Annotated in this window: 20 protein-coding genes; 3 read left to right on the forward strand and 17 right to left on the reverse strand. The window is 36.0% G+C overall.

All coding sequences use genetic code 11. The annotated features are described in order from the left end of the window. Window positions 1-11: 11 nt before the first annotated feature. From CRI88_RS04315 to CRI88_RS04345, 7 genes are all read right to left on the reverse strand, one after another. A complete protein-coding gene (locus CRI88_RS04315) occupies window positions 12-782 on the reverse strand; it encodes an ABC transporter ATP-binding protein (protein ID WP_058844162.1) in 771 nt (256 codons plus the stop codon). A 6-nt stretch (window positions 783-788) separates the two neighbouring features. Beyond that, window positions 789-1,754 carry a FecCD family ABC transporter permease gene (locus tag CRI88_RS04320; protein ID WP_101966418.1) on the reverse strand — a complete coding sequence of 322 codons (966 nt, stop codon included), beginning with the start codon at window positions 1,752-1,754 and terminating at the stop codon, window positions 789-791. 94 nt (window positions 1,755-1,848) lie between these two features. Further along, on the reverse strand, window positions 1,849-2,757 hold the full coding sequence (isdE, locus tag CRI88_RS04325; RefSeq protein ID WP_058844163.1) for a heme ABC transporter substrate-binding protein IsdE: 909 nt from the start codon (window positions 2,755-2,757) through the stop codon (window positions 1,849-1,851). 15 nt (window positions 2,758-2,772) lie between these two features. Further along, window positions 2,773-4,065: an NEAT domain-containing protein gene (locus CRI88_RS04330; RefSeq protein WP_257982872.1), complete on the reverse strand. Its 1,293-nt coding sequence runs from the start codon at window positions 4,063-4,065 to the stop codon at window positions 2,773-2,775. A gap of 82 nt (window positions 4,066-4,147) precedes the next feature. Further along, window positions 4,148-5,572, reverse strand: a complete 1,425-nt coding sequence (locus CRI88_RS04335; RefSeq protein ID WP_101966420.1) for an NEAT domain-containing protein — start codon at window positions 5,570-5,572, stop codon at window positions 4,148-4,150. Then, the gene (gene isdC, locus CRI88_RS04340) at window positions 5,573-6,184 is read right to left on the reverse strand and encodes a heme uptake protein IsdC (protein WP_231745045.1); all 612 of its coding nucleotides are present in this window, start codon (window positions 6,182-6,184) and stop codon (window positions 5,573-5,575) included. A gap of 463 nt (window positions 6,185-6,647) precedes the next feature. After that, window positions 6,648-7,220 (reverse strand): manganese efflux pump, encoded by a 573-nt coding sequence (locus CRI88_RS04345; RefSeq protein ID WP_036126492.1) that lies wholly within the window; start codon window positions 7,218-7,220, stop codon window positions 6,648-6,650. A 226-nt stretch (window positions 7,221-7,446) separates the two neighbouring features. Between CRI88_RS04345 and CRI88_RS04350 the strand changes: the two genes are divergently transcribed. From CRI88_RS04350 to CRI88_RS04360, 3 genes are all read left to right on the forward strand, one after another. Continuing rightward, on the forward strand, window positions 7,447-8,322 hold the full coding sequence (locus tag CRI88_RS04350; protein WP_058844167.1) for a glycine betaine ABC transporter substrate-binding protein: 876 nt from the start codon (window positions 7,447-7,449) through the stop codon (window positions 8,320-8,322). Window positions 8,323-8,742: 420 nt separating this feature from the next. Continuing rightward, window positions 8,743-9,648 carry a PucR family transcriptional regulator gene (locus tag CRI88_RS04355; protein ID WP_058844168.1) on the forward strand — a complete coding sequence of 302 codons (906 nt, stop codon included), beginning with the start codon at window positions 8,743-8,745 and terminating at the stop codon, window positions 9,646-9,648. 82 nt (window positions 9,649-9,730) lie between these two features. Further along, window positions 9,731-10,828, forward strand: a complete 1,098-nt coding sequence (locus CRI88_RS04360; protein WP_036126498.1) for an ABC transporter ATP-binding protein — start codon at window positions 9,731-9,733, stop codon at window positions 10,826-10,828. A gap of 486 nt (window positions 10,829-11,314) precedes the next feature. Here CRI88_RS04360 and CRI88_RS04365 read toward each other — a convergent pair whose 3' ends face one another. From CRI88_RS04365 to CRI88_RS04410, 10 genes are all read right to left on the reverse strand, one after another. Continuing rightward, entirely contained in the window at window positions 11,315-12,190 is an 876-nt protein-coding gene (locus tag CRI88_RS04365) for an ROK family protein (protein ID WP_058844169.1), read from the reverse strand. A 99-nt stretch (window positions 12,191-12,289) separates the two neighbouring features. Beyond that, complete coding sequence (locus tag CRI88_RS04370; RefSeq protein WP_230593934.1) at window positions 12,290-13,306, reverse strand: SIS domain-containing protein; 1,017 nt, start codon at window positions 13,304-13,306, stop codon at window positions 12,290-12,292. Between the two features lie 10 nt (window positions 13,307-13,316). Beyond that, the gene (gene pfkB, locus CRI88_RS04375) at window positions 13,317-14,255 is read right to left on the reverse strand and encodes a 1-phosphofructokinase (protein WP_058844170.1); all 939 of its coding nucleotides are present in this window, start codon (window positions 14,253-14,255) and stop codon (window positions 13,317-13,319) included. Then, a complete protein-coding gene (locus CRI88_RS04380; protein ID WP_036126503.1) occupies window positions 14,252-15,094 on the reverse strand; it encodes a class II fructose-bisphosphate aldolase in 843 nt (280 codons plus the stop codon). Before CRI88_RS04380 ends, pfkB begins: the two co-directional genes overlap by 4 nt. A 69-nt stretch (window positions 15,095-15,163) precedes the next feature. After that, on the reverse strand, window positions 15,164-15,895 hold the full coding sequence (locus CRI88_RS04385) for a GntR family transcriptional regulator (protein ID WP_058844171.1): 732 nt from the start codon (window positions 15,893-15,895) through the stop codon (window positions 15,164-15,166). A gap of 69 nt (window positions 15,896-15,964) precedes the next feature. Beyond that, a complete protein-coding gene (gene nagA / locus CRI88_RS04390) occupies window positions 15,965-17,143 on the reverse strand; it encodes an N-acetylglucosamine-6-phosphate deacetylase (RefSeq protein WP_058844172.1) in 1,179 nt (392 codons plus the stop codon). Then, a complete protein-coding gene (locus tag CRI88_RS04395) occupies window positions 17,140-17,811 on the reverse strand; it encodes a YesL family protein (protein WP_058844173.1) in 672 nt (223 codons plus the stop codon). The genes nagA and CRI88_RS04395 overlap by 4 nt, the downstream gene beginning before the upstream one ends. Before the next feature lie 197 nt (window positions 17,812-18,008). Next, window positions 18,009-19,625 carry an extracellular solute-binding protein gene (locus CRI88_RS04400; protein WP_101966421.1) on the reverse strand — a complete coding sequence of 539 codons (1,617 nt, stop codon included), beginning with the start codon at window positions 19,623-19,625 and terminating at the stop codon, window positions 18,009-18,011. Window positions 19,626-19,644: 19 nt separating this feature from the next. Continuing rightward, window positions 19,645-20,523 carry a carbohydrate ABC transporter permease gene (locus CRI88_RS04405; RefSeq protein WP_036126512.1) on the reverse strand — a complete coding sequence of 293 codons (879 nt, stop codon included), beginning with the start codon at window positions 20,521-20,523 and terminating at the stop codon, window positions 19,645-19,647. Between the two features lie 13 nt (window positions 20,524-20,536). Continuing rightward, window positions 20,537-21,529: an ABC transporter permease gene (locus tag CRI88_RS04410; RefSeq protein WP_036126514.1), complete on the reverse strand. Its 993-nt coding sequence runs from the start codon at window positions 21,527-21,529 to the stop codon at window positions 20,537-20,539. Window positions 21,530-21,541 lie beyond the last annotated feature (12 nt).

Genomic DNA, 21,541 nt, shown 5'->3' on the forward strand with positions numbered 1-21,541 from the left:
GGATTACCTTCTTATATTCCCATTGGCATCATATAGTAGCCAAGCTGTTTATCTTCATTAAAGATTGCATCCACTCCATACACTTCTTTAATCATATCTTTCGTAATCACATCACGTGGCGCACCCTCTGCAAAAATTTGACCTTCCTTCATCAAAATAATATGGTCGCTATAGCGAATGGCTTGATTAATATCATGTAGTACCATGATAATCGTTAAACCATGCTGCTCGTTTAATGTTTTCACCAGCTCTAGCAATTCTATTTGATAGTATATATCCAAATAGGTTGTAGGCTCATCTAAACATAATATTTCTGACTGTTGTGCTAATGCCATAGCAATCCACACTCGCTGCCGCTCTCCACCTGATAACGCCTCTAAACTTGTTGTAGCTTTATGCTGTAAATTTGTACAGGCAAGTGCCCATTCAATGGCTTTTGAGTCCTCATCGTGATTCTTTTTTAGCATTGTTTGGTGTGGCAAACGACCAAACCCAACTAGTTTTTCAATCGTTAAATCTCTCGGTATGTCATTTTGTTGATACACAATGGCCAGTTTTTTAGCAAATTCTTTCGGCTTATAGTGCAGTAAATCTTTATTTTCTAACGAGACAGTCCCTGATTTAGGTGAATGAAGGCGAGAGATAACACTTAATAATGTAGATTTCCCACAGCCATTTGGTCCAATGATTGTCGTAATTTTCCCTTGGACAATCGTTGTTGAAACACCATTTAAATGGTTACGTGTATTATCATGCGATACAATGATGTCTTGTATATCCATGTTTCGTCACTCTTTTCGTAATAAGAATATTAAGAATGGACCACCTATGATTGCCATAATGGTTGAGGCTGGAATTTCAATAGGTGCAATAATTGTCCGGCCAATCGTGTCTGCTACTAAAATTAATAAGGCACCAGCAAGTGCTGTAAAAGGAATAAGCACAAGATGGTCATGCCCAACCAATCTGCGTGCAATATGAGGTACTAATAGCCCCACAAACGAAATAACTCCAGCCACAACAACTGAAACAGCCGCTAATAGAACAGCGACAGCGGCAATCAGTAAGCGTGCCCGTGCTACTTGAAACCCTAAACTTTTGACTGTTTTATCTTGTAATACAAGCAAATTACACCAACTATATAATGCAAATGCGCCAATTAATCCGATTGTCCCATAGGTCACAATCGTAGAGACATCTTTCCATGTACGCATCGTTAAATTAGAACCGATTACACTGGAAGCTGACGTATTCAAGGAACCACCTAAGCTAATAAGTGCCTCTGTTAATCCTGTAAACATGGCGTTAATGGCAATCCCCACTAAGATCAATTTAAGTGGACTCAAGCCGGATTTCCACGAAAGTGCAAATACGAGTGAACAAGCCAATGCACCACCCATAAATGCTAAGACAGGTGTCATAAAAAATAATGCGGGGAAAAAGGCAATGATAGAGAGCTGTACAAATGCTGCACCAGAAGATATCCCAATGACACCAGCATCAGCCAAAGGATTACGCATCACGGATTGTAAAAGCACCCCAGAGACTGAAAGTGCTGCACCTGCAAATAATGCCACAATGATACGTGGAAACCTTAAATCTCGTATAGCCTCCATTTGGCTATTCCCTTCCTCAAATAATGCCCCTATAAACTCGAAAAAGCCCATTTTTATACTACCTGTTGTAGCTGAATAAACGATTGTCACTAGTAATAAAACAGTTACAATAAAAAAACTGACGATTCTTTTTGTCATATTGGATTTCCTTTTTTATATTTATATTCTCTCAGGATAAGAAAAACGCTCTATGACGAGTAGTAATACATCATACGAGCGACAATTCTAGTTACTATTTACGATAGAAGATTTCCATCAGTTGTCCTAAAGCTTGAGGTACCTGTAAGGAGGCTGTCGTCCCGAATAATTCTTCCTCTAAATCATACACTTTACCGTTTTTCACTGCATCGAAATGTTTCCAAATATCATTTGTTTTAAATTCCTCATCAAACATTTTCACAACCTCATCAGGCATACCATGTGATAAGCGTAAAATAATATCAGGATTACTGCTATGTAAATGCTCCGTATTTGAAGATAAATACTCAGCATCTTGCCCTTCCATGACATTGATTCCTCCTGCTCGTTTAACAAGATCCCCTGCATAAGAGTTTTCAGTTGCGACTAAATAGCTTCCTGGAATACCAAGTAAAATTAAGACACGAGGCCCCTCTTTATTCGCAGCAACACCTTGAACAGCTTCCATATTTTTCTGTAAATCCTGCACTAATTCCTCAGCTTGTGCTACACGATCATAGCGTTCACCAAGTGTTGTGATTTCCGTTAACATCGCATCAACACTTTGTAAATTTAAAAAGTCTACAGGAATATTCAACTGTTTAAACTTATCCTGTAAATCGTACTCTAAAGTCGATACCGATAATACTTCTGTCGGATTCAATGATTTCACAATTTCCATATCAGGCTCCATTGCATTACCAATGGTCGGCAAATCCTCAAAACGTTTGGCTAATTGCTTTTCCGTTTCCGGTACTGCGATTGCGTCAAGCTCCAACTTATCTAGAATATCTGCCACTACAACTGTTCCAGCAATGATTCGTTGCTCACTCTCTTCAGCTACTTGTTCACTTACTGCAACTGTTTTATCCTTTGTTGCTGGTTTGTCACTGCCACTACAAGCAGCAAGAAGCAGTGATAGTAATGTCATTAACAGTATCCCAATTTTCCAATCCTTTTTCATTATGTCATCTCCTACTTATTTCTGCTCAGTACGATCTTTTTTGGCTTTTTTAATACGGCGAATGAGTAACCAACCTGATACAAGGCAAATAGCGATTAGCAACATAATTTTTACAATGTTTAGCGGCTCGATCTGCTGCTTTACCGTAGAATGGTTCACTACCTTATCAGTGGCAACCTCTTCTTTTTTGTTTTCCTCTGCTGCCTCTTCCTCTGCTTCGTCCACTGATTCATCCAGTGTCCGATCAAATGCTAGTTTTTCTTCCTGTGGTACAACAAGCATCGATTGGGTAGTGGGTACTGTCGATGTAGCCGAGTTCGCTTCCTTCTTCACATTGTTTTGTTCCAACGGCGTTTGCACTTGCTTTTGCACTTGCTCTTTTCCTACTATTTCTGCTGTTTTATCACTGTCTTTGGGTTCGGAGGATACTTCTTCTGAAGGTTTATCTAAAATCTTTGCAACCTGTGCTGGATCAAATACTAATTGAACAAAATATTGATGATGATAAGAAATATCAGGAATATCGATCTTCACCCACAATCGTAATGGTTGTGTTAAATCTTCAACCTCAAATTCCACGATTCGTACATTATCTAAAAGTGAAAGTAGTTTAGGTTCAACTTGCTGTCCTTTATAATCTACCGTTAATCCTGTGATCCAAGCTGATTGTAAAATCGTCATTTGTGCGTAGTATCTACCATCTTTTTCGATCACCTTTGCCACTGGATTCACATAGCTATTCATAATAGAGGGCTCTTGTTTACCATCTACCATTAACTCATAATCCAATGACCATTCCTGGCCCATTGTTCCTTCTGAATTTATTCCCTCAGCCACTTCTTCACTACCTTCACCTTGTGGAATATTTGGTGACAGTGTCTGCACTTTGAGGCGAAGCTCTTGGGAAAACGAAGCATATTGTTCTTCTGTTGCAAGCTCTATATTGCCCTTTAGGACAATTGGTTGTTGTAAGGCTAAAACATCAAACTGAACTAAATTTTCTATTTTATCTAGTGTAAAAGAAAGCTCATTGCCTTGCTGCTCGATATGTATATCTCTTATAGGATTGAGTTCTTCAAGTTTCATCGTTAATTGATATTGCCCATCCTTAACTGCGAGTGTTGCTACTTGTTTGAAAATACTTCCTTCAAAGCCTTCGATTGGAGAAAAACTTAGTTCAACTTGATAACTACCATCTGCAATAACAGATTCCTCTGCTTCTGCTTCTAGAAAAATGAATGGAGAAAAAAAGATTAATAAAATTGTACAAACAGCCACTATGCAAAGGTTATTTTTTTTTAGAATCATTGCATCATAGCCTCCCATTTCTTTAAAAGCACAGGAACTTCCTTCCCCATCAATATGAGAAAGGAAGTTGCTGTGAAGATCATTATTTGTTGATGTATTGCAATGAACCATTTAAAATTTTTGCCATATGTGAACGTTTTAATGGGCTATTTGCATCAATAACTGTTTTACCATCTGCAGTAGGTGAACCAGTCATCACTTTACCTGCATATAGAAGTGCAAAGGCCTTTTTCGCTTCTTCATCTTTCACTTTTGCCCCATCAGCATAGTAAGAAAGACTTGGGTCGCCAAAGTTCATTTCTTTACCTGCTACATGTGTTACTGTGCGGTAAATCATCACAGCTGCTTGTTGACGAGTTAATGTGTCATTTGGATTAAAGTTTGTTGCTTTTTTAACAATCCCAGCTTCCGCTAATGCATTTATAGCTTGAACAGCTTCTGCACTAAGCTTACCTGTATCTTTAAATCCTGCATCTTTTGTAGAAGAGACGTTCAATGCACGTGCCACCATTAAGGCAAATTGAGAACGTGTAATGTTATTGTTTGGATTAAAGTTGTCTTGTCCTTTAACAATTCCTAAGCTGTAAAGTGATAGGATGGCTTCTTTATTCGCATCTTTACTAATATCTTTAAATGGATTTATAACTGGCTTTACTGCACCTTCGACAGCAAAACTAAATTGTACTGTATGATTCGAGTCATACTTCACACCTTGTGCTGGTTCATTAACAACGATGTGTAATTGAGCATTCACAAGTTTCTTTAAATCTGCTACTTCAAATGAGTATGTGCGTGCATTTGTAGCATCATCTTGTTTCACTAGTGTTGCTTCTTTCCCCTCTACAGTAAAACCATGTACATATTGGCCTTGAGGGAATGTCATTGTCACAATATTTTTACCGTCTTTAGCAGAAACGCCTACTTTCGGTGCAATATATTGTTTCATCATAGATTCTTCTGTTGTACCATTTTTGTAAACAGTAACAGCTACTTCATCCACTTTTACTTCTTCTTTTACTTCTTTCACTGCTTTTAAATCAAAATCATACCATTTGTCCATATTTGCAGAAGGAACAACCACATGGATTTTTGCTGATTTTACTTCATCAACAACAACAGGGAAACTGTATGTAATTGTGCCATCACTATTTTTCACTTCTGTAGCATCTACAAATTTATCACCTTGCTTTGTTTGTAGACCTGCAATCATTGGTGCTGATTTAGCTGTAATCGTTAAATTCGCTTCAAATTTTCCATCTTTTTCAACGATTGAACCCTGTGGTACTAGATGAGAGCTAATAGCAGGTTGTGCTTCTGTTGTACCAGGTTTGAAGATTTGGAAATTGATAACTGCTGCCGTTTTGTCAGCTTTTGTTGCTTCTGCCTTCACTTCAGTATTTGTAGTTACTACCTCTGCTGCCGATGCAAAAGATGGGACTGAAAGAGATGCCACTAGCAATGAAGCTAGTACTATTTTAGTTGCGCGAGATTGACGTTTTTTAGTCATTTATTGACCCTCCGTTTTTGTTTGGTATTTTTTTTTATAAAGTAAAAATGCTGATCCCACTAAAGCAACAATTAATAGATAAGGTGTTGCGTCACCTGTCTGTGGGTTCGGCACTTGACTTTCTGTAGTAGATGCTTGGGGTGACTTTGATTCATTTTGTGTTGCTTGTTGCGTTGTAGCAGCTGGGCTAGCAGTCGATACGGCATCAAATACAAGCGATACACTGTATTCATGGTGATAATTAATATCATCAATATCAATTTTCATAGCTGTTACTACTGGTTTTGATAAGTCATTAACTGTGAATTGTACAGTGCGAGTATCTGCTGCTTTATCTTCACTCACAACAGTTGCTCCACCAGGTGGTTGAAATTTCGTAATCCACGCACTGCTTTTTAAAGTAATTTGTACTGTAGCAGTACCATTTTTCACTGTTACATTTGCTGGTTTTACAAAATAATCGTTGGCAATGGATGCAGAGTTACTGTCAGGTTTATTGACCTGATATTTTATCGAATGTGTGCCATCAGCCAGTTGAGCAGATGCTTGTGTCAACCCTAAGTTAACGACAATAATACTAACAAGCATGATCAACATGAGCATTTTCTTCATGTATTGCACGCCTCCCTTGGTCATAGTAAAACATCATAATTGAAAAAATATCCTCATGAAAGCACTTTCACCTAAACGAAAATTATTCTCAATTACGATTCTACTCCCAAGAATAATCGTTGATACCAGTGTATGTCAACCGTTAAACCAAATTCGTCCTCAATATGTCAAATTTTCCTCCTAATAAAAAGAATATAACCAAAATATGGTTATATTCTCAAGCTGTAGACAAACTCGATGAAATAAAGTAATGCCGTTGATTTCCACTAGGAGCGGACGCTTTCCGCGGGCGGGGCCGAGCTGCTTCCCTTGCGTCGTTACTGTCGCTTCGCTTTCGTAGAAAAAACATCCGTTCAGTCCATCCCGCTTTTCCCGCTGGAGTCGCTGCTCTTCGTTCCAATCAACTTCTAGATTAAATACTCCATCTACATATGGTGTGGGGGTTACCCATTGTTTTCATATGTCATTTAGCAAAAATCTCGAAAATGCCAATCATAATTAGCAGCCATCCTGAGATCGCAGTTGAATGCTTACCAATATACGTTTTTGATAGTAAAGAGCCACATTGACTCCCCACTCCCACTGTAATAAACGAAAACACACCAATCGATATGACCGTCCAAAGGGCCGAAATGCCATTTGCCCCAATAGCAATGCCCCCTGCTAAACAGTTCGCTGATAAAACGAAGCCGAGTGCCATTGCCTCTCGCGTTGAAATCACTAAGTTTTTATCTTCATCAAATAACTCAGGGTTGCCAGCTATCTGTTGTTTAGAAAAATTATTGGACATTAAAGTCCAGAGCCCAATAATACACAACAGCAAGCTGCCTAATAAATTGGCAGTATGCGGTGAAATATACGCAACAACTGTGCTGCCTGCTGTTACTGCGATGTATGTGACAATCATTGACATGACAGCAATCACAGCATTGGATAAAATCGGAATTTTAACTTGTTTGACGCCATAAGCTAGGCCGATTCCCAAATTATCTAAATTCGCTGCAATTCCTATTAAAATAATGGTAATCCAATGCATACTAAGCCTCCTCAAATCACCGTTTCCATTTTCACCTATCATATGTGATCAATAGAAAGATTTTTGGGCAGCCCAATATAGACTGCACGGCTAATCCCATGATTCCCCTCATGATTTGTACAACATCCATTTGACAAAAGTAACAACTTGTCATTAAAATTAAGTTGTTACTTATTGATTTTTTAATTTTCGCAAGAATATAAGAATTGCTAGAGAGGGGAAATTTATGAGACATCTAAAATTATGGAAAATAGGTTTTTCTTTACTATGTCTACTCGTTTTAACTGCATGTAGTTCAGCAGATGCAGGATCTAAAAAAGAAGATCGAAAGACAATCAACCTAGCCTATGTTGAATGGGATACTGAAGTAGCTTCTACTCACGTAGTAGGACAAGTTTTAGAGGATTTAGGATATGAGGTAACATTAACGCCACTCGACAATGGCATTATGTGGGAGGCACTTGCAAACGGAGAGGTTGACGGTATGGTATCTGCTTGGTTACCGCAAACACATGCTCCGCAAGTAGAGAAATACAAAGATAAAATAGAGAATTTAGGTGAAAATCTAACTGGGGCTAAAATTGGCTTAGTTGTTCCAAGCTATATGGATGTCGATTCAATCGAAGACTTAACCACTGAAGCCAATAAAACAATTACAGGCATTGAACCTGGGGCTAATATGATGGCTACGACAGAAAATGCCTATAAGAAATATAACAATCTAGAAGGCTGGAATGTACTTACTTCTTCTGCAGGTGCAATGACAGCCGCCCTTAGTCAAGCCATTACTAATAATGAAGAAATTATCATTACAGGGTGGTCACCGCACTGGATATTTAATGCATACGATTTAAAATATTTAGATGACCCAAAAGGTTTATATGGGACAGAAGAATATATTGGCACATTTGCTCGTAATGGCTTGAAAGAAGATGATCCCGATGCCTATCGTGTCCTTGATCATTTCCATTGGACTTCCGAAGATATAGAAAGTGTGATGTTCGATATTATGGAAGGTATGAGTGCCACAGAAGCAGCAAAAAAATGGATTGAAAACAACCAAGACAAAGTCGCGGATTGGACAAAAGATGTAAAAGCATAACAACTACAAAAGATCCAATTACTCATCATTAGTCATTGGATTCAGACTGTAGACAAACTCAAAAAATTTGAGAGTTTGCCTACAGTCTTTTTTCTTTTACAATTAAATGAAGTAAAGCCACTAATTTCACATAAAGCACTCTATCTACATAGATAAATGAAAAATAAATCCTTTGAGGTGATGCTCCATGAATCAAAGCTTTACTTATTAACTTTTTTCCTAGCATTTATTATTACTAGTAATAGGAGAAAAATTTATATCACATATTTTTTGATTGTACATATTTGGAGTTTTATAACCCTTTTGAAATGCTTATATAAACGTTGTTTTTTTCCAACCTATGTCTTTTACAAAATTGTATGACTTTCATTTAGCGCTTTTTATATTTTTTACTATATATCGAAAGAAGAGGAATATTTAATGAACTTAAATCTCAAAGCATTGTTTCCTTCATATCGTTATTATCGAACAAAGCCAACTCAGCTATCATATGACTCTTATATTTTCTACCATCACCAAACAAAAGAATGGTTTTCCATCTCAAAGCATGAGGTTTCACAGCGAGACTACCAATGGCTTACTGTTTTTTATACTGAAGCTACCTCTTCACTATTTCAGGCATCGGATACTTGGTATGAATTTATCTATTCAAATGGTGATATACCATCCAATTTATCCTTTAATAAAGCTCGAGTTATTCAAATTACTTTTATAAATGAAAACCCTCCTTTAGAGGCTTTAAAAGAAGCTCTTTATAATTTTTTTCAGGAAGATACGATATTAATTCAAGTTACTACAAATCAATTTTTACTCATTGAACCTAAGAGTCTTTCTATGAATGAGAAAGAAGATTTTATTGCACTTATTCGTACAATTGAAGCAGATTTTTATGTCAGAATCCAATTATATCTTGGAGAATTTTATGAAATAGATAAGAAATTTCCATATAAATTCCAAAGAGAAGCACAATGGTTCAAGGAATGTTTACATTTAAGATTTGCTGAACCTTATTATTCATTTCAAACGATATTCCCTATTTTACTAACACAACAATTGCCTACTTCTATTCTAAAATTTTTAGAAGAGCAAATTATTATACCTTTAAAGTCTGATAGAGAATTACTTGAAACTGTTAAAACTTTTTATGAATGTGGTTTAAATATTTCGTTGACATCCAAGAAGTTGCACATACATCGTAATACATTAACCTATCGTTTATCAAAATTCCAGGAAATCACAAATATTAACATAAAAAATTTAGATGGTGCAATACTTGTTTACTTTGCTAGTTATCTTTGGTCATTTTTACAAAATGCACAAAAATAGTTAACTGAACATTATGCATTTTAGACATTGGTTTTCTTCCTCACTTTATTTAAACTGTAAAAAAGAACAAAGGGGATTAAATATGGAGAAAATCATACTTAATAATATTTATAAAATATACGATGGCGGTGTAACGGCTGTATCTGATTTTAATCTAACTGTTCAGGATAGAGAGTTTATTGTACTTGTTGGTCCATCAGGTTGTGGGAAATCAACCACCTTACGTATGATAGCTGGCTTAGAGGAAATCTCGGAAGGCGATTTTTTTATTGATAACAAGAGAATGAACGATGTACCTTCAAAGGAACGTGATATTGCGATGGTTTTTCAAAACTATGCACTATACCCTCATATGACGGTATACGACAACATGGCATTTGGCTTAAAGCTTCGAAAATTTTCAAAACAACAAATTAAAGAACGTGTCCACAATGCAGCAGCCATTCTTGATTTAGAAAAATATTTGGATCGCAAGCCTAAAGCTTTATCGGGTGGTCAGAGACAACGGGTTGCCCTTGGTCGAGCAATCGTCCGAGATGCACATATTTTCTTAATGGATGAGCCTTTGTCCAATTTAGACGCAAAACTACGCGTACAAATGCGTGCAGAAATTACCAAGCTTCATCAGCGCTTAAAAACAACGACAATTTATGTAACACATGACCAAACTGAAGCAATGACAATGGCAACGCGTCTTGTTGTTATGAAGGACGGTATTGTTCAACAAATTGGTACACCTGAAGAAGTATATGGCTTACCTGAAAATAAATTTGTTGGCGGTTTTATAGGCTCTCCATCCATGAACTTTTTTAAAGGGGTTTTCCATGAAGAAGGAATTCAGATCGGTCCTATTTCATTAACTATTCCAGCAGAAAAATCAAAATTATTATTAGAACAAGGCTACTTACAAAAAGAGCTGATTCTTGGCATTCGTCCTGAGCATATTTATGAAAATTCTTCTGTCATTTCTGAGCCTTTCTTCTCGTCCATCGAGGCAAATATTGAAGTATCAGAATTAACAGGTGCTGAGCTGATGTTACATGCCCAGTTAAATGGACAGCCTTATATTGCACGTGTTAACTCTGATACAAAAATTACACAAGGCCAAGTTGCACACCTACAATTTGATATGTCTCGGGCACATTTCTTTGACTTAGAAACAGAGAAACGCATTCGTTAGAAGCAAAAAGTACTGCAAATATTAATCCACATAGAAAGGGATTCAGGCAAAGAGTCTGTTTCCCGCTTTTTTTACCTCCCACTCATAGTCCATACTCGATTATTGATTGACTTTAGATTCAACCAACTTCACTGATCTGATTCGATTTTAGAAGATCATCAGTGTTTCTGCATCCAACAATCGTATTTTACTTGGTGGATGTTATTTTGCTATTACTTTATATAAAACAAAGCAAAATAACCAAAAAAGATAGCTAGATGGAAAAATACACTGTCATTTCGCCACTAAGCTATCTCAACTATTTTATATGAGGTTGTCAACTATTACCTCCGTCTTGTAGAAATGAAACATTTCATGTCAAAAATTTCTCAATAGAATCTATAAGGAAGTTGGATTTTTTTATCGATGTAAATCCCTATTTCCCTAACGGTACCGCTATTTTGAAGTAGAAATATATAATATTAAGTATAAAAACGATTGCTCTTTTTATTTCATTGCTGCACCGTACAGTCCCGCCTCACCTTTACGAATACTACTGCCTATAATTTGCTCTTTCCCTTCAAAAGGTGTGTTTAACAAACGTTGCTGAATCACCTCTTTAATCTGCTCTATGATTTTCGGATGGTGATTAAAAAAGCCGCCACCTAACACTATGCAATGTGGGTCAAGCATCAAAATCATTTGATGCAATTGTTTTTCCATGCAGTAGATTAATTGCTGCAAAAGCTTATTCATGATGAGGTCTCCCTTGTAATAGAGCTCCATCATATCTTTTAATCGAATTTCCGAATTCCCCAGTAACGCTATTCCTAACTTTTCTATAGCAGGTCCTGACACACTTTCTTCTAATGTTTCTCCATCATTACCAACGATATTAAAACCTATTTCACCAGCTAATCCTGTTCCTCTTATAAATTCGCCATTTACAACTGTACAACAAGATAATCCGGTGCTTAATGTTACATATACCATCACTTCTTTGCAGAATCCTCTAGCATTGTATTCTCCCCAGGTTGCCATGTTAACATCGTTATCCATCAATATTTGTGCATATGGGAAAAATTCAATTAAACGCTCAGAAATCGGAAAGTTACTCCACGGTATATTATTTTGATAAACTGCTAGACCTTTTTGAACATCCACAATACCAGGTACACCAATACATACCTTAGAGATTTCATTAATAGAGACTTCTTGCTCTATACATAGCTTTTCAAAACTATTAATTAAACAATGGAATAAAGTTTCTCTATTTGTAACATCACTTGGTACCTCTTTTTTGATTAACAACTGTTGCTGTTGATTGAATAAAGCCGTTGCTAATTTTGTTCCGCCAACATCTGCTACTAAAATATAACGCATCTTTCCACCACCAGTTTTCGCCACATGATCTACTCGAATTCGCAATTCTCAGAAAGTAAAGGTTATATATATGTCTATTCTTCATTGCATCTGCTTATGTTATGAAAGATTTACGACTTGCGTTAAATTACGTGGCTTATCAGGATCACAACCTTTAAATATTGCATTTTGATAAGCCAATAGTTGGAAATAAGGAATAGCTTCAACAAGTCGATTTAAATCATCTACTTCTTCTGATAACTTGAGAATTAAATCTGCTTCTAATTCTTCTGAAGCTATACCGATGACAACAACGAAACCTCCCAGCTTTTGAATATCTTTCACTAATGCGTGATCATATTCCTTCGTTTCATTTTGTGTAAATAAAATAACAACCGTTTCCTTATCGACAATAGAGATAGGGCCGTGACGGAATTCTAAATTGGAGTAACTTTCACATTCCGTTTGCGTCATTTCCTTTAGCTTTAATGTCGCTTCTTTAGCCAACCCATTATAAGCACCAGACCCTAAAAAGATAAAACGCTTTTTTGAGACATCTTCTGTCACCTGTGTTAATTGCTTTCCATTGCCTAATGCCGAATGAACAAGTCTAGGAATTTTCTCTAACTGTTTCATCATATCCGTTCGTCCACTAATTTTCGCTGCATATAATTGGAGAGCATATAGCATATTAGAAAATGATTGAGTCATTACCACACTTTTTTCTGATATATCATTTAAAGCAATCAATTCATCAGTTAATTTAGCCATAGGTGTGTCCCCATTACATGTCACTGCCATAGTACGTATATTTTCCGCATCATTCAAATGTTCTAAAGACATAATGATTTCCGAAGTTGTCCCCGAACGTGAAATGCCAATGATAAGATACTTTTTATTTTTTAAAATATACGTTTCTGTGTGTAAAAACAACTCAGATGCTGGTACAGCAATAGCAAACTCTCCAGTTACAGCTTGATAATAACGTGCTGCAGCAATCGCTAAATAAAATGATGTTCCACACCCCGTGAAAAGAACGACATCTACAGCACTTTTATTGAATGCAATTGATTGAACAATGTCTTTTGTTTTTTCTAACTTTTGTCCTTGTGCCATAATCTCATTGTAAGTGTACATAAACAAATCCCTACTTCTCTTTAATTTTAGTTATTTGTATCTCGGCTAAGAGACTTTCAACAGTCACTTTTTGTACTTTTGCAATCTCTTTATTTTCTGCATTCGCTGAGCCACATGCAACAGCCCATTTATATGCCTCTGTAGGGTCTGCACCCTGTGAGAGCTTATAAATAAGTCCACCTAAAAAGGCATCACCACTGCCAACTGTATTGACAACATTTATCCGTGGTGCATTCACTTTGTAAACCCCTAACGAATTAACGAATAAAGCCCCTTGCTCGCCCAATGAAAAACACACATGTTCAATCCCTAATTCTTGTAATTTTACACCAGCTTGAACTAAGTCTTTCTGAGCTAGAACTGGCTTACCAATCAATTGAGTCATTTCATCCTCATTAGGTTTAATGATAGAGGGTATTGCCTTAATACCATGTTTCAACGCATCACCACTTGTATCAAGTGCAACTCGAATCCCTTTTTGCTTTAATCTATGAATAATCTCCGCATAGGCCGTTTTTGGGATACCTTTAGGTAGGCTTCCTGACAACACAAAATAGCTAGTATGTTCGGCTTGTGCCTCAACCCAATTTAACATTTTATTCCATTCATATTCATAAATGGTTGGTCCTGTCTCTAAAAGCTCTGTCATTTCCTTCTTTTGCTGATTAATAACGGTTAAACAAATTCGGTTTTCTTCCTGTATTTGTATGAACTCTGTTTGTAAATTTTCTTCCTGTAAAAGTTCCTTTATTCTACTACCATTTAATCCACCAACGAAACCGCCAATAATTACATCGCCACCAAGTGCCACGATAACACGAGCTACATTAACACCTTTCCCTCCACCTTGTTGTGACTTCTGCGATACACGATTGGTTTGACCAACCATTAAAGAACCTACCTCATATACTTGGTCAATGGCTGCGTTTAAGGTTAATGTAGTAATCATTTTTGTAACATCTCAATCTTTTGCTCTACTAACTTAATTAAAGATTCACGTGCTGGAAGGAAATACTTTCTTGGATCATTTTCAGTTGGATTATCCTTAAAATAAGCTCTTAATTGCTCAGCAAATAAATCCTTCAGCTCAGTAGAAAAATTCACTTTTGCAATGCCGTAATTCAAAGATTTACGCACATCCTCTTCTGGCACTCCAGATGCTCCGTGCATGACTAAGGGCACATTTGTAGAACAATGAATTTCTTGTAAAAGATCAAATTGTAATTTTGGCTTTTGTTTATACTTACCATGCGCTGTACCAAAAGCTGGAGCAAATGACTGGATTCCTGTAACCTTTACAAAATGTTCAGCCTGCTTGGGTTCAGTAAAGAATGCATTATCCTCATGGACACTTAAACGATCTTCGACACCACCAATTGTCCCAAGCTCTGCTTCAACAGGTACATTTAACGCATTTGCAGCTTCTACTACTTTTTTTACTAATAAGATATTTTCCTCAAAAGGTAAGGAGGAACCATCAATCATCACAGAGGTATAGCCTGCCCGTAAACATTCCATAACAATCTTATAAGATTCACCATGATCCAGATGTAATGCCACCGGTACTTTTGCCTGTTCAGCTGCTGTTTTTGCAAGTGCAATCATATAAGGCATCTCAACATATTTATAAGTGCTTGAAGTTGTCTGCAAAATGACAGGTGCACCTACTTTTTCTGCACCAGCAATTACTGCTTTTATAATTTCCAAATTATGTGCTCCAAAAGCACCGATTGCATAATTATTTTTATAAGCATCTTCTAACATAACTTTAGTTGTCACTAATGGCATAATAGAATTCCTCCCTCAATGGGTTGTTGGTATAATCTATAACATAAAAAAATAGAGGGAATTACTCAATTAGTTTAATTCTGTATAAAATCGGCAACGATCCCCTCTTACAATCGAAATACAGAATTCAACTGGTTTTCCTGAAGTATCAAACGCAGTTCGTTCTAGTAATAAAGCTGGTTTTCCAGCATCTGTTTTCAATAAAGGCGCTTCATCTTTATTAATAAGGACTGGTTCAAAAGCTTCTCGCGCCCTTACAACAATAATGTTAAACCGTTGTTCTAATAAGCTGTATAAAGAGGAAGTAGTTACTTCTTTTAATATTTCACTATCCTTAATAATACTTAAAGGTAAAAATGATGATTCCAAAATAATAGGCTCATTATCTGCAAATCGTAAACGCTTCATTTCTACTACTTGCTCATTTTCCTCTAATGCTAAATTGGACCTAACCTTTGTTGAGGGATAAACCTTCTGTATTTCTAGCACTTCATCTCTTGGATTTAAACCTTTTTCTTGAATCATGCGACTAAAACTATAAAATCCTCCAAGCGATTGTTCAAGTCTAGGTTTCGAAACGAAGGTCCCTTTCCCTTGTATACGATATAATTTCTCTTCCTTTACTAATTCCTCAATTGCCTTTTTTACTGTATTTCGACTAACTCGAAACATTTCCATTAATTGGTTTTCTGAGTCAATTTTATCTCCTGGCTTCCATTCACCTGATTGTATTTTTGCAAATAATATTTGTTTCAATTGGTGATACAATGGGATTACACTGGATTGATCTAACAAATGCATCTTTTTTCCTTCCTTCTCTAGGTTTTGTAATCAATATACCATCTATATAAAAAGATGCCTATTGATATATCAACCCTTCTCAAAGGCAAGATTCCCTAAGCAAAAAGTTTTCTCCACTTCTCCTTCTTCATTCAACCAAACAACATCTGCATCTTTTCCTAGTGCAATAGACCCTTTTCGCTTATCGAACCCTAAATGTACTGCTTGATTCAAAGAAACAAGACGCATTTGTTCAACGATTGAAAGTGTAAGCCACTCTTCTATGTTTTTCCTTGCTGTATTCATATTCAACACACTTCCAGCTAAGGATCCTGTTTTACGTTGAATACATTGATTATTGATTACTTCTACTTCATTTCCACCTAAACTATACATACCATCTGGCATCCCCTTTGCACGTATACCATCTGTAATGACTAATAAACGATCTAAGCCCGTCATTTTGTAAACCATTGGTAGTAAATCTTTATGGAAATGAATATTATCTGGAATTACCTCAACATACACATCTTCAGCTAAAAGCACTGCTCCAACAACACCTGGATCACGATGATGAAGTCCACTCATACCATTAAATAGATGTGTTGCATGAGTGATACCAGCTTTTAATGCATGGATTGCCGTATGATAGTCAGCGTCAGAATGACCAATAGATGCAATAATTCCCTTACTAGTCAATTCTTTTAGTAATTCGAAATTGCTATCTTCCTCAGGTGCAAATGTGACAAGACGAATGGATTGTTGAGACTTATCGTATAAATCATTAAATTGTTGAACATTTGGCTTTAAGATATACTCTTCTGGTTGGGCTCCTTTTTTTGCCCCATTAATAAATGGACCTTCTAAATGAATTCCTAACATTTCAGCTACTGCTGTAGGTTGGTTTTTATAATAAGAATAAAGTTCCTCAATAGTAGCTTCAATCTCTGACATAGGAGCTGTCATCGTTGTTGCTAAAAAAGCTGTTATGCCTTCACTAGCTAAATACTTCGCCATTTTCGAATAACAAATTTGATCAGCATCCATAAAATCATGTCCTAAAGCACCATGTACATGGATATCGATCATTCCAGGGATTATATAACCTTTTAGCTGACAGTCTATTACATTCTCTATCGAAGCTAGTGAAGGACAATTATCCATTTGATCAATTACTGTAATTTTCCCTCCCGACATTTCTAGAAATCCGTTATTTAAAATTTGATTTTCCAAAACGATATTAGCATTAATAATCCATATTTTATTCATGAGGTTATCCCTCCACCAGAATACTGTGGTAGATTCGTTTGTTCCTCTGCTTCAATTTCTTTCTTAAATATATGAGATGACATCCAAGTTAAAAATAATGCAGTTAAGCTAACACCGAAGAATGGTAATAAGCCAGGAATCCAACTATAAATTTTATATAGTATGGCAAGCCCTATAATGCTGCTAATCATCTGTAATGGATACGCAATACTAAATATGATGGAAGCCGCAAAGTAACGTAATGATGGTAAATTATAATGGGCATATAGTTGAAATATATTCACTAGAATAATACCGAATAGCATACTAATTGTGATGAACATTGTTAGCAAAAGTAAACCAAGTATGCCATTAAATGTTATAATAATCTGAAAATTAATGATTAAAAAGTAGCCTAAACCCAGTAAGATAATACCTATTTTATTAGATGGAATAAATTCGACTTTATATGTATTCCAATATATTTTTACTAATCTTTTTAAGTCATCTTCTCCTAGTAATCTTTTACGTAAAGTAGTAAACATTGCAACAGTTGCTGGGGATAGTCCAAATAAAACAAGTCCAAGCAAAGTTAAGCCTGTCCATAATATCTGTAGCACTGCTAACAATGTGATCCACTCTACAATCCAGTATAATTTACTTTTCCACCCTTCAAATTCCAAGTACATTACCTCCCTACGATTCACATACAACTATATATCGTGCATGCTTCATTTTAAGTGTGAAGAGTTGGTTTCTCTAACTAGACACGTCATTAGAAAGAAGGTTTATAGAATGAGGGTCACATAAGCTTGGAATCAAAAGTGACTATTTAGCTTATGTGACCTTCTCCTTCTTATTAAGCTTGAAGGAAATCTAAATCTAATTATTTTGATCGGTCATATGCCCCTTGTGCTACTTCCAAATATTCTTGTAAGCCCATCTTCTCAATTGTTTTCTTATAATCATTCCATTTATCGAAGCTTTCTTTACCTGTAATAAAACTTGCCGTCATTTCATTTACATACGTTTGAATGTCTGTTAAAACGGCTGACACTCGATCATTTTCTTCTACTGTGTAATTCAATCCTGGAATAATTTCATCATCTTTCAATGCATATGGCATTACTTGGTTAGCATTGTTAATAGAATTTTCCTTAGCCTCTGCACCTTGGAAGTACTTTTTCGTTACAATCCCAGGGTAATAGCCGCCTGGCCATGTTAAATAATCACTTATCGCTTGATCTAAGTTTTTGCCATCTGGGTTATTCGTAATATTTTCTACATATTGAATAGTACCATCCGCATTTTCTTCGTAAGTGACACCTTCAAAGCCCATAAAGAACATTTTAGCTCCTTCATCACCATATAAATGATCAATCCAACGAACCATCGCTTCAGGATTTTTCGCTTTATCTGTTAAAACAAACATGCCTAAATTACCAAGACCATTAGTCATCGCAGTAAATTGTCTATCCCCATTCGGTCCTTCTAAAACTTGTGCACCAGTATAACCATCTATTTTATATAACTCTTTCGGGTCTACTTCACTAAGCATACCAAACGTCCCTTTAGCTGCTTCTGCCGCAAATTTCTGAGGCTCTGTCGTAAATACATCTTTATTGATTAAACCTTCTTTGTAAAGTTTATTTAAAAACTCAAGTAATTGTTTATATTCGTCTGTCGTTGGCACGAAACGGAATTCTTCAGTTCCTTTTTTAAAGTCTAAATTCAGATTCATCGTTCCTTGTTTATTCAAGCCAAATGAACCTCTTAAATAAGAAATAATTTGTTCAATACCATAGCCAGTTCCCCAGCCTTGTTCATCTTGTAAACCATTGCCATTAGGATCATTCTCTTTAAATGCTTTCAGCACGTTATACAAGTCTTCTGTTGTTTCAGGTGATTGTAAACCTAGATTATCAAGCCATTTCTGGTTAATCCATGGAGCTCCGACGCGAAGTGATGAAAACTTCGGATCGTAAATTGTTGGGAAGCCATAAATATTGCCATCTGCCATCGTCACACCTTGTTTTACAGATGGGTATTCTTCTAATAGTTTTTTAAAATTTGGAGCATATTGATCAATATAATCATTCAACGGTAAGAATACACCTTGTTGTCCATACTTGATTAAATCAGTTTTTGAAAATGCTGATGCAAAGAATATTTCTGGATAATTTCCAGCAGCTAAAAGTAAGTTCTTTTTGTCCGCTAATACTTCAGTCTGAACAGTTGTCCAATTAATATGGACGTTAGACATTTTCTCGTATTCTTCCCATAACATTAGATTGTTCCAATCTTGTGATGCAAAAAACTTTGCTGCAAAACCGTCTACTTCAATTTTCTCTTTTGTAATAGGCATATCCGTTGCATTCAAATGATCTAGATTACCGCTTTTTTCTCCACCATTATCTTTATTATCTGAACATGCTCCTAGCAAACTTGCAGCTAACATCAGGCTTGTTACTAAACCGTAAACACGCTTTTTTTTCACTTTCATTTAAAATCGCCCCTATTCTTTAACCTTTTAATGAACCAATCATGACACCTTTTACAAAATATCTTTGTAAGAATGGATAAAGCATTAACATTGGTAGGTTAGCAACGATTAAAACTGCGTACTTTAACCCTTCAACGCTAAGTTTTTGAGCTAAAAAGCTTTCTGACGTCGCTTTAATCATATCGTCAGCTTGTCCTTGAATTAATATTTGCCTCAGAATAAGTTGTAGTGGAAACTTATCTTGGTCTTGCAAGTAAATCAATGCTTGGAAATAAGAGTTCCAATGTCCTACAGCGTAAAATAAAACCATGACTGCCATAACTGGTAATGATAGTGGTAGAACAATACTCCACAAAATACGGAAGTTCCCTGCGCCATCAATCATGGCAGATTCCTCTAGCTCATATGGAATGGACTGGAAAAATGTCCGCATAATAATGATGTTCCATACAGCTACCGCGTTCGGAATAATCATGACCCAAAAAGTATTAATCATGCCCAAATCACGAATTAATAAATATGTAGGAATTAGTCCTCCACTGAAAAACATGGTGAAAACCATAAATGCCATAATAAAGCCTTTTCCTTTTAAATGTCTACGAGAAAGAGGGTAGGCTGCACAAATTGTCATAACTATATTTAACAATGTTCCAAAGAATGTGTACTTCAATGTGTTGATAAATCCATTCATAATATCTGGATTTTGGAATACCTTTTGGTAGGCCTCCACCGTAAATTCCTTTGGCCATAGCCATATATCCCCCGAGATTACGTACTCCGGATTACTAAGGGAAGCACTTAAAACAAAAATAAGTGGATACAAAACAACAACTGCTACAATTGTTAAAAAAATATAATTAAAGAGTGTAAACGCACGATCGCCCTTTGATTCTTTCATTTCAATCTCTCCTTTACCATAAACTTGTATCACTCACTTTTTTAGCTATTTTATTAACCATAATAAGGAGGATAAAATTAATGATAGAGTTGAATAAGCCAACAGCTGCTGAAAAGCTATATTGCGCTTCTAAAATCCCGCTACGATAAACGAAAGTTGATATAACATCCGATGCCGACATATTTAAATCATTTTGCATTAAAAATACCTTCTCAAATCCAATTGCCATGACAGATCCTACATTTAAGATAAATAAAATGACAATAGTCGGCATAATCGCAGGAATATTAATATGAATAATTCTTTGGAATTTTGATGCCCCATCTATCATTGCCGCCTCATGCTGTGCTGGATCTACGGCTGCTAAAGCGGCAATATATATGATGGAGCTCCATCCCATCGTTTGCCAAACATCAGATAGTACGTATATTGATTTAAACCATGCTGGTTCTGAAATAAAATCAATTGGTGTACCCCCAAATAACAAAATTATTTGATTAATCATCCCATCAGACTTTAAGAATAGTAACAGCATACCCACAACGACTACTGTTGATAGAAAATGTGGGGCATAAATAACTGTCTGTACAAATTTTTTAAAACGAAGACTTTTCACTTCATTTAATAGCAATGCAATAATGATTGGTATTGGGAAAGATATAAGTAAAGTGAATACACCAATCCCTATCGTATTTTTTATTAAGCGCCAAAAATAATAACTATCAAAAAAACGTTCGAAATGCTTAAACCCTACCCACGGACTTCCCATAATTCCCTTTGTAGCAATGAAATCCTTAAAGGCAATTTGCACCCCATATAGTGGATAGTAATGAAAAACCAAAAAGTAAAGTATGACAGGAGCTAGTAATAAATAAAGCTCCCAATTTTTTTTGATAGATTTTTTCCACTCTACCAAGTGATTTTTCTTTACTTTTGATTGCTTTTTGAAAAAACGTTGTGTTTTAGATGTTTTGTCCTCAACAGTTGTTTTATCTAAAAGCGTCATAATTACACCCCC

This window comes from Lysinibacillus fusiformis (genome assembly GCF_002845985.1).
Taxonomy (GTDB): Bacteria; Bacillota; Bacilli; order Bacillales_A; family Planococcaceae; genus Lysinibacillus; species Lysinibacillus fusiformis_D.

Excerpts from the sequence above, each read along its gene's own strand:
- CRI88_RS04365 (WP_058844169.1), bottom strand. The coding sequence starts at position 12,190 with ATGCGTTATATTTTAGTAGCAGATGTTGGCGGAACAAAATTAGCAACG.
- CRI88_RS04380 (WP_036126503.1), bottom strand. The coding sequence starts at position 15,094 with ATGCCATTAGTGACAACTAAAGTTATGTTAGAAGATGCTTATAAAAAT.
- pfkB (WP_058844170.1), bottom strand. The coding sequence starts at position 14,255 with ATGATTACTACATTAACCTTAAACGCAGCCATTGACCAAGTATATGAG.
- isdE (WP_058844163.1), bottom strand. The coding sequence starts at position 2,757 with ATGAAAAAGGATTGGAAAATTGGGATACTGTTAATGACATTACTATCA.
- nagA (WP_058844172.1), bottom strand. The coding sequence starts at position 17,143 with ATGAATAAAATATGGATTATTAATGCTAATATCGTTTTGGAAAATCAA.
- CRI88_RS04335 (WP_101966420.1), bottom strand. The coding sequence starts at position 5,572 with ATGACTAAAAAACGTCAATCTCGCGCAACTAAAATAGTACTAGCTTCA.
- CRI88_RS04330 (WP_257982872.1), bottom strand. The coding sequence starts at position 4,065 with ATGATTCTAAAAAAAAATAACCTTTGCATAGTGGCTGTTTGTACAATT.
- CRI88_RS04315 (WP_058844162.1), bottom strand. The coding sequence starts at position 782 with ATGGATATACAAGACATCATTGTATCGCATGATAATACACGTAACCAT.
- CRI88_RS04385 (WP_058844171.1), bottom strand. The coding sequence starts at position 15,895 with ATGCATTTGTTAGATCAATCCAGTGTAATCCCATTGTATCACCAATTG.
- CRI88_RS04405 (WP_036126512.1), bottom strand. The coding sequence starts at position 20,523 with ATGAAAGAATCAAAGGGCGATCGTGCGTTTACACTCTTTAATTATATT.
- CRI88_RS04350 (WP_058844167.1), top strand. The coding sequence starts at position 7,447 with ATGAGACATCTAAAATTATGGAAAATAGGTTTTTCTTTACTATGTCTA.
- CRI88_RS04345 (WP_036126492.1), bottom strand. The coding sequence starts at position 7,220 with ATGCATTGGATTACCATTATTTTAATAGGAATTGCAGCGAATTTAGAT.
- CRI88_RS04400 (WP_101966421.1), bottom strand. The coding sequence starts at position 19,625 with ATGAAAGTGAAAAAAAAGCGTGTTTACGGTTTAGTAACAAGCCTGATG.
- isdC (WP_231745045.1), bottom strand. The coding sequence starts at position 6,184 with ATGAAGAAAATGCTCATGTTGATCATGCTTGTTAGTATTATTGTCGTT.
- CRI88_RS04320 (WP_101966418.1), bottom strand. The coding sequence starts at position 1,754 with ATGACAAAAAGAATCGTCAGTTTTTTTATTGTAACTGTTTTATTACTA.
- CRI88_RS04370 (WP_230593934.1), bottom strand. The coding sequence starts at position 13,306 with ATGTACACTTACAATGAGATTATGGCACAAGGACAAAAGTTAGAAAAA.
- CRI88_RS04360 (WP_036126498.1), top strand. The coding sequence starts at position 9,731 with ATGGAGAAAATCATACTTAATAATATTTATAAAATATACGATGGCGGT.
- CRI88_RS04355 (WP_058844168.1), top strand. The coding sequence starts at position 8,743 with ATGAACTTAAATCTCAAAGCATTGTTTCCTTCATATCGTTATTATCGA.
- CRI88_RS04410 (WP_036126514.1), bottom strand. The coding sequence starts at position 21,529 with ATGACGCTTTTAGATAAAACAACTGTTGAGGACAAAACATCTAAAACA.
- CRI88_RS04395 (WP_058844173.1), bottom strand. The coding sequence starts at position 17,811 with ATGTACTTGGAATTTGAAGGGTGGAAAAGTAAATTATACTGGATTGTA.